The 12,035-nt window shown below is 70.3% G+C and carries 12 protein-coding genes and 1 other RNA gene; 11 read left to right on the top strand and 2 right to left on the bottom strand.

Going from position 1 to position 12,035, the window contains the following annotated elements:
- Positions 1 to 9 precede the first annotated feature (9 nt).
- From DI005_RS03995 to DI005_RS03985, 3 genes are all read left to right on the top strand, one after another.
- Complete coding sequence (locus DI005_RS03995) at positions 10 to 264, top strand: DUF397 domain-containing protein (RefSeq protein ID WP_112265062.1); 255 nt, start codon at positions 10 to 12, stop codon at positions 262 to 264.
- Positions 265 to 483: 219 nt separating this feature from the next.
- An RNA gene (ffs, locus tag DI005_RS03990) (signal recognition particle sRNA small type) lies at positions 484 to 576 on the top strand.
- 54 nt (positions 577 to 630) lie between these two features.
- Positions 631 to 2,652: a DNA polymerase III subunit gamma and tau gene (locus DI005_RS03985; RefSeq protein WP_113641284.1), complete on the top strand. Its 2,022-nt coding sequence runs from the start codon at positions 631 to 633 to the stop codon at positions 2,650 to 2,652.
- 75 nt (positions 2,653 to 2,727) lie between these two features.
- On the opposite strand, the gene DI005_RS03980 is transcribed toward DI005_RS03985, so the two are convergent.
- Positions 2,728 to 3,534: an N-acetylmuramoyl-L-alanine amidase gene (locus DI005_RS03980; protein ID WP_233519980.1), complete on the bottom strand. Its 807-nt coding sequence runs from the start codon at positions 3,532 to 3,534 to the stop codon at positions 2,728 to 2,730.
- Between the two features lie 77 nt (positions 3,535 to 3,611).
- Here DI005_RS03980 and DI005_RS03975 point away from each other — a divergent pair, with 77 nt between their 5' ends.
- From DI005_RS03975 to DI005_RS03940, 8 genes are all read left to right on the top strand, one after another.
- A complete protein-coding gene (locus DI005_RS03975) occupies positions 3,612 to 3,983 on the top strand; it encodes a YbaB/EbfC family nucleoid-associated protein (RefSeq protein ID WP_112265060.1) in 372 nt (123 codons plus the stop codon).
- 2 nt (positions 3,984 to 3,985) lie between these two features.
- Positions 3,986 to 4,582: a recombination mediator RecR gene (gene recR / locus DI005_RS03970; RefSeq protein WP_112265057.1), complete on the top strand. Its 597-nt coding sequence runs from the start codon at positions 3,986 to 3,988 to the stop codon at positions 4,580 to 4,582.
- A gap of 8 nt (positions 4,583 to 4,590) precedes the next feature.
- Positions 4,591 to 5,169, top strand: coding sequence for a uridine kinase (locus DI005_RS03965; protein ID WP_233519978.1), 579 nt, complete (start codon positions 4,591 to 4,593; stop codon positions 5,167 to 5,169).
- A gap of 211 nt (positions 5,170 to 5,380) precedes the next feature.
- The gene (locus DI005_RS03960; RefSeq protein WP_112265055.1) at positions 5,381 to 7,063 is read left to right on the top strand and encodes an ABC transporter substrate-binding protein; all 1,683 of its coding nucleotides are present in this window, start codon (positions 5,381 to 5,383) and stop codon (positions 7,061 to 7,063) included.
- Between the two features lie 9 nt (positions 7,064 to 7,072).
- A complete protein-coding gene (locus DI005_RS03955; protein ID WP_112265053.1) occupies positions 7,073 to 8,095 on the top strand; it encodes an ABC transporter permease in 1,023 nt (340 codons plus the stop codon).
- Between the two features lie 2 nt (positions 8,096 to 8,097).
- Positions 8,098 to 9,078: an ABC transporter permease gene (locus tag DI005_RS03950; RefSeq protein ID WP_113641283.1), complete on the top strand. Its 981-nt coding sequence runs from the start codon at positions 8,098 to 8,100 to the stop codon at positions 9,076 to 9,078.
- A gap of 5 nt (positions 9,079 to 9,083) precedes the next feature.
- Positions 9,084 to 10,079, top strand: coding sequence for an ABC transporter ATP-binding protein (locus DI005_RS03945; protein WP_113641282.1), 996 nt, complete (start codon positions 9,084 to 9,086; stop codon positions 10,077 to 10,079).
- Positions 10,076 to 11,134, top strand: coding sequence for an ABC transporter ATP-binding protein (locus tag DI005_RS03940; RefSeq protein WP_113641281.1), 1,059 nt, complete (start codon positions 10,076 to 10,078; stop codon positions 11,132 to 11,134). Before DI005_RS03945 ends, DI005_RS03940 begins: the two co-directional genes overlap by 4 nt.
- Here DI005_RS03940 and DI005_RS03935 read toward each other — a convergent pair.
- Positions 11,050 to 11,991 (bottom strand): EamA family transporter, encoded by a 942-nt coding sequence (locus DI005_RS03935; protein ID WP_113641280.1) that lies wholly within the window; start codon positions 11,989 to 11,991, stop codon positions 11,050 to 11,052. The genes DI005_RS03940 and DI005_RS03935 overlap by 85 nt on opposite strands.
- Between the last annotated feature and the right edge of the window lie 44 nt (positions 11,992 to 12,035).

The following is a 12,035-nucleotide window of genomic DNA, read 5'->3' as shown; positions in this document are numbered from 1 at the left end:
GGTAACGCCATGGCCGATTACGCCGCTCAAGCGGATTATTACGACCCCGCCACGGCCGTGAGCATGTTCGACGCCGCCGGCTGGCAGAAGTCGTTCGCGAGCGAGCCCAACGGCGGCAGCTGTGTCGAGGTCAACCTGGGAGCGGACAAGGTCGGAGTGCGGGACACCAAGCTCGCCGACAGCCCGGTGTTCGTCTTCAACACGCGCGAGTGGGAGGCCTTCCTGATCGCCGTCAAGGCCGGCCAGTTCGACCTCCCGGCGTAGACCCACTCGGTTCGGCCCGGCGGGGCCACGGTCGGTCCGGCCCGCCGGGCGCGCCGGTGTCCCGGCGGAGAACCCCGCATCCCGCCGGGCTCGCGATCGTCGCCCCGTGGTGGCCGCCCCACCACGGGAACGTGGGCGTGAGCAGCGAGCCGGGAGCCACCGGGTTCACGGCGGCACTCCCCGTGTCGGCGTCCAGCGGAGGCGTCGCCTAGACTGGGCGACGGACCCCCGCGGCGTCCACCCTGTGAACCTCCCCAGGGCCGGAAGGCAGCAAGGATAAGCAGGCTCTGACGGGTGCGGGGGTCCCCTTTTGTCCCCGGACGGCCGGGCGGCCCCGGTGTCGGAGACTGCCGGTACCCTCGCCTCGTGGCTCTCGCGCTGTACCGCAAGTACCGGCCGGCAACCTTCGCCGAGGTGGTCGGGCAGGACCACGTCACCGAGCCCCTGCGCACCGCGCTCGCGGCAGGCCGGATCAACCACGCCTACCTGTTCTCGGGGCCGCGTGGCTGCGGGAAGACCTCCAGCGCGCGCATCATGGCGCGCTCGCTCAACTGCGTCGAGGGCCCGACACCGGACCCGTGCGGCAAGTGCGGCCCGTGCCTCGCGCTCGCCCCGGAGGGGCCGGGCAGTGTCGACGTCACCGAGCTCGACGCCGCCAGCCACGGTGGTGTGGACGACGCGCGTGAGCTGCGCGACCGTGCGTTCTACGCGCCCGCGGAGTCCCGCTACCGGGTGTTCATCATCGACGAGGCGCACATGGTCACCACGCAGGGCTTCAACGCCCTGCTGAAGATCGTGGAGGAGCCGCCGGAGCACCTGATCTTCATCTTCGCGACCACCGAGCCGGACAAGGTGCTGCCCACCATCCGCTCGCGGACGCACCACTACCCGTTCCGGCTCATCCCGCCGAGCTCGATGCGTGAGCTGCTGGAGCGCAACGTCGCGGCCGAGGGCGTGCAGGTGGAACCCGCCGTCTACCCGCTGGTGATCAGGGCCGGTGGCGGCTCCGCTCGAGACACCCAGTCGGTGCTCGACCAGCTGCTCGCCGGTGCGGGACCCGAGGGCGTCACCTACGCGCGCGCGGTGTCGCTGCTCGGCGTCACCGACGTCGCGCTCATCGACGCGATGGTGGACGCGCTGTCAGCCGACGACCACAAGGCCGTGTTCAACACGGTCGACCAGCTCGCCGAGGCCGGCCACGACCCGCGCCGGTTCGCGACCGACCTGCTCGACCGGCTGCGCGACCTCATTCTGCTGCGCTCGGTGCCCGACGCGGCGAGCGCGGGCATGGTGTCGGCGCCGGAGGAGCAGCTGAACCGGATGGTCGCGCAGGCTGAGCGCATGCAGCCCGGCACGCTCACGCGGTACGCCGAGATCATCCACAATGGACTTCTCGAGATGCGGGGGGCCACGGCGCCCCGGCTGCTGCTCGAGCTGCTGTGCGCGCGGATGCTGCTTCCGGAGGTCGCCGGGGACGAGGCCGCCATGCTGCAGCGGCTCGAACGGCTGGAGCGCCGGTTCACCGCGGGTGGCCCCGCCCCGGCCGCTGAGCCCGCCGCCGCTCCGCCTCCGGAACGGACCTTCGAGCGGCCGTCGCAGCGTGCCGTGTCCCCCGCTCCGGCCGGCGAGTCCCCCGCTCCGGCCGGCGAGTCCCCCGCTCCGGTCGGCGAGTCCCCCGTTCGGGCCCGCGAAGTGCCCGCTCCCGCGCCGAAACCGGCGTCGGCGCCCGCCGCGCGGGCGGAACCGGTCGCCGAGGCCGCGCCCGTCGCCGGGTCGGAGCCGGGTCAGATCGACGCCGCCGCGCTGCGCCAGTACTGGCCGCAGCTGCTTGCCGCGGTCCGCAAGCTCAGCCGCAGCACGGAGGCCATGCTCACCAACGCCACGGTGCACAGCGTCGAGGGCTCCACCGTGGTGCTCACCCACTCCGCGGAGCCGCTCGCCCGGCGCCTTTCGGAGCCCCGCAACGCCGACTGCATCGCGACCGCGCTCGGTCAGGTGATGTCGGGCCAGTGGACGGTGCGCTGTGTCCACGCCGGTGCCGTGCAGGCGAGCGCGGCGGCCGCACCGGCCAGGCAGGCGCCGGCCGCGCCCGCGCGCCAGGCGCCGCAACCCCCTCAGCCCCCTCAGCCCTCTCAGCGGCAGACCTCGGCGGAGCAGCAGCGCTCCTTCCAGCGGCCGCCTGCGGCGGAGCCGCCGCGCCGGGCGGTTCCTGCCACGACCGAGCCGGACATCCCGCTGCCGCCGGAGCCGGAAGACGAGGACGACCCCTACCCGGCGGGCCCCGACGCGGGCGGCCCCCCGGCCGCTCCCGCCCCGGAACCGGCGGACCCGGAAGCCATCGCCCACAAGCTCCTCTCCGACCACCTCGGCGCCCGCCCGATCGACTGACGAGGCTCCACCAGCCGCAGTGAAGGCCACCTTCACTGCGTTCAACGCAGTGAAGGTGGCCTTCACTGCGGTCGGCTACCGCCGCAGGTAGGTCAGGATTCCCGCCGTGATCGCGTCGGCGTAGCGCTGGCGGCCCTCCGGGGTCGACATCACCGCTGCCTCGTTCGCGTTGCGCATGTTGCCGCATTCGACGAGCACGGCGGGCCGCTCGGAGAGGTTCAGCCCGGCCAGGTCGTCCCGGCCGGAGAGGCCGCCCTCGCCGATGTAGTCGGCCACGGGGAACTCCGCCGCCAGGCTCGCGAGCACCGCACCGGCCAGGCGTTGCGCAGGCTCGCCCTGCGCCTCGTTGAGCGGCGGATCCGAGTAGGCGACGTGGAAGCCGCTGCCCTGTGCCGACGAGCCGTCCGCGTGGACCGACACCACGGCGTCCGCGAGCGCCTCGTTGCCGATCGCAGCGCGCCGGTCGACGCACGGGCCGACGCCGTCGTCGTCCTCGCGCGTGTAGACCACCCGCACGGCCTGCGCCGAGAGCGCGTCGCCCACCCGCCTCGCGACGTCGAGGTTGAACGCGTGCTCGGGGTAGCCGCTGTCGGTGGCGGTGCCGGTGGTGTTGCACGGCTTCATCCGCCCTCGCCCCGCCGGTACCTGCCGGTTGATCTCGGCGAGTGCCGTCGCGTTGCCGCCGTTGTGGCCGGGGTCGAGGACCACCACCGGAGCCTCGGGCTGGGGAGTGGTCCTCGTGGGCGCGGCGGACCGGCTCTGCGAGGTCTCGGGGCCGGGCGAGTTCCGGGTGGGCGAGGCGGTGACCCCACCGTCTCCGCCGCCCCCGCAAGCGCTCAGCACCAGGCCCACCACCAGTAGGACGACACCGCGACAACACACGGCTCACACGGTGCCACAGCCGCTGCGACTAGGCTGGAGACCACGTCACGCAAGCTACGAAAGCGGGAATCCGAATCATGGTGCAGCCCGGCGGCGGAATGCCCGACATGCAGCAGATCCTGCAGCAGGCCCAGAAGATGCAGGAACAGCTGGTCACGGCTCAGCAGGAACTGGCGGCGGCCGAGGTCACCGGCACCTCCGGCGGGGGCCTGGTGACGGCCACGGTCACCGGCGGCATGGAGCTCAAGAACCTCGTGATCGACCCGAAGATCGTGGATCCCGAGGACACGGAGACCCTCGCGGACCTCGTGGTCGCCGCGGTGCGCGACGCGACCCACAACGCGCAGAAGCTCACCGAGGAGAAGCTCGGCCCGCTCGCGGGCGGCTTCGGTGGTGGCGGCATGCCCGACCTCGGCGGGCTCGGCAACCTCGGTCTGCCCGGACAGTAACTTTGTACGAAGGCGTAGTTCAGGACCTCATCGACGAGCTGGGCCGCCTGCCCGGCATCGGTCCCAAGAGCGCGCAGCGCATCGCCTTCCACCTGCTGGCCTGCGATCCCGTCGACATCGGCAGGCTGCAGGACGTGCTGGGCAAGGTCAAGGAAGGCGTGCGGTTCTGCGACGTCTGCGGCAACGTCTCCGAGGAGGAGCGCTGCCGCATCTGCCGGGACGCCCGGCGCGACCCGGCACTGATCTGCGTGGTCGAGGAGCCCAAGGACGTGCTCGCCGTCGAGCGCACGCGGGAGTTCCGCGGCCGCTACCACGTGCTCGGCGGCGCGCTCGATCCGCTCTCCGGCATCGGCCCCGACCAGCTCCGCATCAAGGAGCTGCTCGCCAGAATCGGTGCGGAGGAGGTGAGCGAGGTGATCATCGCGACCGACCCCAACACCGAGGGCGAGGCCACGGCGACCTACCTCGTCCGGATGCTGCGTGACTTCCCCGGCCTCACCGTCACCCGGCTCGCCTCGGGTCTGCCGATGGGCGGCGACCTCGAGTTCGCCGACGAGCTGACGCTCGGCCGGGCCCTCTCCGGCCGCCGCGCGCTCTGACGCGTCCCGTGCCTGACGTCGCGGAGCTGGGGCGGGCCGTCGCGGAACGGGTGCTGCGTGCCGAGCCGAGGCTCGGCGACGTGCGGGTGCTCGCGATCGACGGCCCCTCCGGGTCCGGCAAGTCGACGCTCGCGGCGGCCGTCGTCGCTGCCCTGCGCGAACGCGGCGTGCCCACGGCGCTCGTCAGCACCGACGACTTCGCCACGTGGGACGACCCTGTCTCGTGGTGGCCACGCCTGCGGGAGGGCGTTCTCGACCGGCTGGCCCTCGGCCTGCCCGGTCGCTACCGGCGCATGGACTGGACCACTGGCGTGCCGGAGCTCGGCCCCGTCGTGGACGTCCCGGTGCCGAGCGTGCTCGTGCTCGAGGGGGTGTCGGCGGGCCGCGCGTCGGTGCGGCCGAAGCTGTCATACCTGTGCTGGGTGGAGGATCCGGATTCCACCGCCAGGCTCGAAAGGGCCGTCGCCCGTGACGGCGAGACGTCCAGACCACACCTCATCGCCTGGCAGAGCTTCGAGCGCGGGTGGTTCTCCGTCGACCGCACACAGCCGCACGCCGATGCGGCGGTAGGGCTCCACCCCGCCTGACAGAAGCCGACCAAAGCAGGTAGCGCGTAGTCGATTGGTCACCCAGCGTGGTGATTTCTCGACTGTTCGGAACTTTTTCACCTTCTGCGTAGCCCGATCGTAACCTCAGGACCTTAAGTAACCGCCCTCACACCCGCTAGGGTCAGCGACCATCGCGGACACGAGATTCGTGCCCGCGAACCGAACTGATGTTTCCTCAAGGGGTGCCAAAATGCTCCAACTGCGGGTGGCCCGAACGCGACGCACAGCCCTGATCGGGCTGGCCGCCGCGCTCGCGGTGTCCTTGACCGCCTGTGCCGAGTCCGAACGTGATACCGGCGGTGGCCAGGAAGGAGGCACGCTGGTCTTCGGGGCCACTGGCGCCCCGTCGAACTTCGACCCGTTCTACGCCTCCGACGGCGAGACCTTCCGCGTGACCCGGCAGATGTTCGAGAACCTCGTCGGCATCAAGCCCGGCACCGCCGAGCTGGAGCCCGAGCTCGCCACCAAGTGGGAGTCGAGCCCCGACGGCAAGACCTGGACGTTCACCCTGCGCGAGGGCGTGAACTTCCACGACGGCACCCCGTTCAACGCCGACGCCGTGTGCAAGAACTTCGAGCGCATGTACGGCCAGACCGGCGCCGGCGCCACCGCGGCTCTCTCCTACTACTGGATCGAGAACTTCGGCGGCTTCAGCGACGGGGCCAACCCCTCGCTCTACCAGGGCTGCACCGCCGAGAACCCCACCACCGTCAAGCTGGAGCTCACCCGCTTCACGGCGACGTTCCCGACGATGCTGTCCCAGGACTCGTTCGCCATGCAGAGCCCCAAGGCGATGGACGAGTTCCAGGCCAACAACGTCAAGGCGCAGGGAGACAGCTTCGTCTTCTCCGAGTACGCGCGCTCGCACCCGACGGGCACCGGGCCGTTCAAGTTCACCTCCTACGACGAGGCGAACGGCACCATCGAACTCGCCCGCAACGACCAGTACTGGGGCGACAAGGCCAAGCTCAACAAGCTGATCTTCCGCGTGATCGAGGACGAGACCGCCCGTAAGCAGGCGCTCGAGGCCGGCGACATCGACGGCTACGACTTCCCGGCCCCCGCCGACTGGGACTCGCTGAAGGCAGGCGGCTACAACCTCCAGATCCGGGACCCGTTCAACATCCTGTATCTGGGCATCACGCAGAAGAACAACCCTGCGCTCAAGGACCTCAAGGTGCGCCAGGCACTGGCCTACGCGATCGACCGCGAAAGCCTCGTCAAGTCGGTGATGCCGGAGAACTCCGAGGTCGCCACGCAGTTCTACCCGTCGTCGGTCGACGGATACGCCGACGACGTGCAGAAGTACTCGTACGATCCGGATCGCGCCAAGCAGCTGCTGCGCGAGGCCGGCCATCCCAACCTGACTGTCGAGCTGTGGTGGCCGAGCCAGGTCACGCGGCCCTACATGCCGAACCCGCAGGCGATCTTCGGTGCCATCAAGGAGGACCTGGAGGGCGCCGGCATCACGGTGAAGCCGATCAGCAAGCCGTGGGCCGGTGGGTACCTCGACCAGGTCGAGGTCGCCGACGCGCAGCTGTTCCTGCTCGGCTGGACGGGTGACTACAACTCGCCGGAGAACTTCATCGGCACCTTCTTCGGCACCACGGAGAACCAGTTCTGGACCTCGGGCTCGCCGTGGGGCCAGCAGCTGGCCACCGCGATCGAGGACGCCGACTCCACTGTGGACGCCGCCGAGCGCGAAGCGAAGTACCAGCAGATCAACCGGGACCTGATGTCGAAGTACATCCCGGCGATCCCGCTGTCGCACTCCCCGCCCGCGATCGTCGTCTCCCCCGAGGTGCAGGGGCTGGTGCCCAGCCCGCTGACCAAGGAAGAGTTCGCCGCGGTCTCGGTCTCGTCTCCCGAATAAGCGAGAACGGTGCTCCGATACACGATTCGGCGCGTGCTGCAACTCGCACTCGTCGTGGTAGTGCTCTCGGTGCTGATCTTCGGCTGGCTGCGGTTACTCCCGGGAGGGCCGGTCTCGGCCCTCCTGGGGGACCGCGGCACAGCCGAGAGCCGCGCCGAACTGACCGACGCCCTCGGGCTGAACGACCCGATCTTCGTCCAGTACTTCGCGTTCCTCGGCCGGGCGATCACCGGTGACTTCGGCACCTCCACCGGGGTCTCGCCGGGCAAGCCGGCGATGGAGCTGTTCCTGGAACGGTTCCCCGCGACCATCGAGCTCAGCATCGCGGCGATCCTCATCGCCCTGATCGGTGCGATCCCGCTCGGTTACCTCGCGGCCCGCCGCCGGGGCGGCTGGCTGGACAACGCCGGTGTGGTCGGCTCGATGATCGGCATCTCGATCCCGATCTTCTTCCTCGCGTTCCTGCTCAAGTACATCCTGTCGATCAAACTCGGCTGGCTGCCGACCGGCGGCAGGCAGAGCGCGGACATCGAGGCCACGCGCGTCACCGGCTTCTTCGTGCTCGACGGCCTGCTGACGCGCGAGTGGGACGCGGCGTGGGACGCGCTGGAGCACCTGCTGCTTCCTGCGCTGGCGCTGGCGTCGATCCCATTCGCGGTGATCTTCCGCATCACCAGGGCGTCCGTGCTGGACGTCATGGACGAGGACTATGTGCGCACGGCCCGGTCGAAGGGGCTGACCCGGCGGATCATCCGGGACCGGCACATCCTCCGCAACGCGATGCTCCCGGTGGTGACGACGGTCGGCCTGCAGACCGGCGCGCTGCTGTCGGGCGCCGTGCTCACCGAGACGGTGTTCTCGTGGCAGGGGGTCGGGCAGGCGCTGGCGATCGGGTTCGAGCGCAAGGACTACCCCGTGCTGCAGGTGGTGATCATCGCGGCCGCGATGGCCTACGTACTGGTCAACCTCCTGGTCGACCTGTCGTACGCGGTGATCGACCCGCGCATCCGCACGGCGCAGAAAGTGAGCTAGCTATGGCGTCGTCTCGTGCGACGAAAATCGACCGGCTCGCCAGTGTGGCCGCGCGGGGTCCGGAGTTCGAGGTCGGTCCCGACGGACAGGGCTCGCCGAACGGTCACGACGCCGGCGTCAGCCTCGCCGTGTCCGCGTGGCGGCGGCTGCGGCGCAACCCGGTGTTCATCGTCGGCGCCGTGATGATCGGCCTGTTCGTGCTACTGGCCGTGCTGGCACCGTTCATCGCGCCACACGATCCCGCGCTGCGGCTGCTGGAGGACCAGGTCTCCCGCGCCAACAACGAGATCCCGCCGCCGCAGGACGGCTACCCGCTCGGCGGCGACCAGTACGGTCGCGACCTCTTCTCCCGGATGCTGCTCGGCTCGCAGCAGACGCTGCTCGTGGCCGCGCTCGCCACGGTGATCGGGCTCGGCGGCGGGCTGGTGCTCGGCACGCTGGCCGGCGCGTTCGGCGGCTGGGTCGACTCGGTCGTCATGCGGATCGTGGACGTGCTGCTCTCGATCCCCTCGCTGCTGCTGGCGGTGTCGATCGGCGCGCTGTTCGCGGAACAGTCGCAGTTCACGGTGATCCTCGCGGTCGCGATCGTGCAGATCCCGATCTTCGCGCGGCTGCTGCGCGGAACGATGCTGAGCGTGCGCGAGAGCGACCACGTGCTCGCCGCGAAGGCGCTCGGCGTGAAGAGAAGGGCCATCGTGTTCCGGCACATCCTGCCGAACTCGCTCGGCCCGGTGATCGTGCAGTCGACGCTCGTGCTCGCCATCGCGGTGCTCGACGCGGCCGCACTGTCGTTCCTCGGCCTCGGCGCCGCGGACGACTCGACTCCGGAATGGGGCCAGATGCTCGGCAACGCACAGGACTTCTTCGACAGCCAGCCGCACCTCGCGTTCTGGCCGGCCGGGTGCATCATCGTGGTGGCACTGGGCTTCACGCTCGTCGGCGAGTCGATGCGCGAGGCACTCGACCCACGGCAACGGCGGTGATGGGGATGGCTCTGCTGGAAGTTCGCGACCTCTCGGTGGTGTTCCGCCGCAGGGGCGAGGAGCCGACCATCGCGGTCGACAACATCAGCTTTGACGTCGAACCGGGCCAGACGGTGGGTCTCGTCGGCGAGTCGGGCTGCGGCAAGTCGGTGACCTCGCTGGCGATCATGGGCCTGCTGCCGTCGCGGGGCGCCGAGGTGTCGGGATCGGTGACGTTCGAGGGCGAACAGCTGCTCGGGCTCTCCCAGCGGCAGCTCGACGAGCGGCGAGGGCGGGACCTCGGCATGGTCTTCCAGGATCCGCTGTCCTCGCTCAACCCGGTGGTGCCCATCGGCCTGCAGATCACGGAAGTGCTGGAGCGGCACCGGAAAATGTCGCGCAAAGAGGCCAAAGTGGAGGGCGAGCACCTGCTCAACCGGGTGGGCATCCCCGACCCGAACCGGCGGCTCGACGAGTACCCGCACCAGCTCTCCGGAGGAATGCGCCAGCGCGCGCTGATCGCCATCGCGCTGGCGTGCAGGCCGAGGCTGCTCATCGCCGACGAACCGACCACCGCGCTCGACGTGACCATCCAGGCCCAGATCCTGAGCCTGCTCTCGGAGCTCGTGTCCGGCACCGACACGGCGCTCATCATGATCACGCACGACCTCGGCGTGGTCGCCGGACTCTGCGACGAGGTGAACGTGATGTACGGCGGCCGGATCGTGGAGCGCGCGCAGCGGCACGCGCTGTTCGCCGAGCCGAGGCACCCGTACACGCACGGCCTGCTGGCCTCCATCCCCCGTCTCGATGCGCCGCGCGGCGAGAAGCTCGTGCCGATCCGGGGGTCCGTTGTGGACAACATCGCGTGGTCGCGCGGGTGCGCGTTCGCGCCGAGGTGCCCCAACCAGCTGGAACAGTGCTGGAGCGATCCGCCGGAGCTGGTCGAGGATCGCGGCGGGATGCTGCGTTGCCACAATCCGGTGGAGGTCGCACCACTGGCGGCGGAGGGAACACGATGAGCGACGACCCACTGGTCACGATCGATGACCTCAAGGTGCATTTCCCGATCAAGCGGGGCATCGTGCTCGACCGCACGATCGGCTACGTCTACGCCGTCGACGGCGTTGGCCTGCGGATCGAACGCGGCGAGACCTACGGTCTCGTCGGCGAGTCGGGGTGCGGCAAGACCACGCTCGGTCGAGGGCTGCTGCGGCTCGTGGAGCCGACGGGCGGGCGCGTGGTGTTCGACGGCACCGACCTCCGCAGCCTCAAGGGCGAGCAACTGCGCACCATGCGACGCCGCATGCAGATGGTGTTCCAGGACCCGCTGTCCAGTTTGGACCCACGGCAGTCGGTGGAGTCACTGCTCGTGGAGGGCATGCGCGCGCACGGGCTCGACAAGGGCAAGCAACAGACGCACCAGCGGCTCAAGGAGCTGCTCGCCGCGGTCGGTTTGCCCGAGAACGCGCTGCGCAAGTACCCGCACGAGTTCTCAGGAGGGCAGCGCCAGCGCATCGGCATCGCGAGAGCGCTCGCGGTGGAGCCGGACCTGATCGTGGCCGACGAGCCGGTGTCGGCGCTGGACGTCTCGGTGCAGGCGCAGGTGCTCAACCTCCTGGAGGAACTGCAGGACGAGTTCGGCCTCACCTACCTCGTCATCGCCCACGACCTCGCGGTGGTGCGGCACATCTCCGACCGGATCGGCGTGATGTACCTCGGCTCACTGGTCGAGGAGGCGAGCTCCGACGAGCTGTACCAGGACCCGCTGCACCCGTACACGAAGGCGTTGCTCTCGGCGATCCCGGTGCCGGACCCGGTGGTGGAGGACAGCCGGGAGCAGATTCTGCTCGCCGGAGACCTGCCCTCACCCGCCGCGCCGCCGAGCGGGTGCCGGTTCCACACGCGTTGCCCGTGGCGGCAGGAGACGCTGTGCGACACCGACCGGCCCGCGCTGCGGGAGATCGGTGAGGGCCACCGCGTGGCCTGCCACTACGCGGAGGACATCCGCGCCGGGCGGATCTCTCCGCACGAGGTGGAGGTGGAGCTGGTGCAGCCCGACGTCGTGGTGTCCTGACGCCCGCGGCGGCGCACCGAGCCGAGCAGCACGCCGCCGACCACGACGGCGCTCGCGACGATCTCGACCACGGTCGGGCGCTCGTCAAGCAGCACGAACGCCAGCGTCAGGCCGACGACTGGCACCAGCATGGAGAACGGTGCCACCGTGCTGGCCGGGTTGCGGCGCATGAGCGCGCTCCAGATGCCGGAGCCGACCACGGTGCCGAGCACGGCCGTGTAGGCCATCCCGGCCAGCGCGGGCAGGTGGAAAGTGCTCAGGCTCTCCCACTGCGCGGCGGTTCCCTCGAAGACCAGCGAGAGGCCCCACATGGGCAGCGGTGGCACCACCGACATCCAGAGCGTGAAGCGCAGCGGGTGCTCCGGTTCGGCCTTGCGGAGGCAGAGGTTGCCGCACGCCCAGCTCAGCGCGCCGAGCAGCGTCAGCAGCAGCGGAAGGAGCGCGGCGTACTCGGCGCGCTGCCAGCCGATGGCGCTCATCCCCGCGACCGCGAGCAAGATGCCCGCGACCTGCCACGCCGTGAGGCGCTCGCGCAGGAAGACGGCACTGAGCACCACCGTGAAGGGTGCCGACGCCTGGAGCACGAGCGAGGCGAGACCGGTCGGCATGCCGGCCTTCATGCCGACGAAGAGGAAGGCGAACTGGAGCGTGCCGAAGCCGATGCCGTAACCGATCAGCCAGCGCAGCTTCACCTTCGGCCACGGCACGAGCAGCATCGTCGGGATCGCGATCACCACGAACCGCAGCGCGCCGGCGAACAGCGGCGGGAAGTGCGTGAGGGTGGCGTGGATCGCGAGGAAGTTGCAGCCCCAGAGCAGGGCGGTGAACGCGGCGAGAAAGCGGTCACGTCCAGGCACACTCCAAGCTTGCGCCCGCTAACAATGAAGGACCAGCGAGTTTA

The organism is Prauserella sp. PE36 (assembly GCF_003311655.1).
GTDB lineage: Bacteria > Actinomycetota > Actinomycetes > Mycobacteriales > Pseudonocardiaceae > Prauserella_A > Prauserella_A endophytica.
Note: the sequence above shows the minus strand (reverse complement) of the source record. Positions and strands in the feature narration are given on the sequence as shown.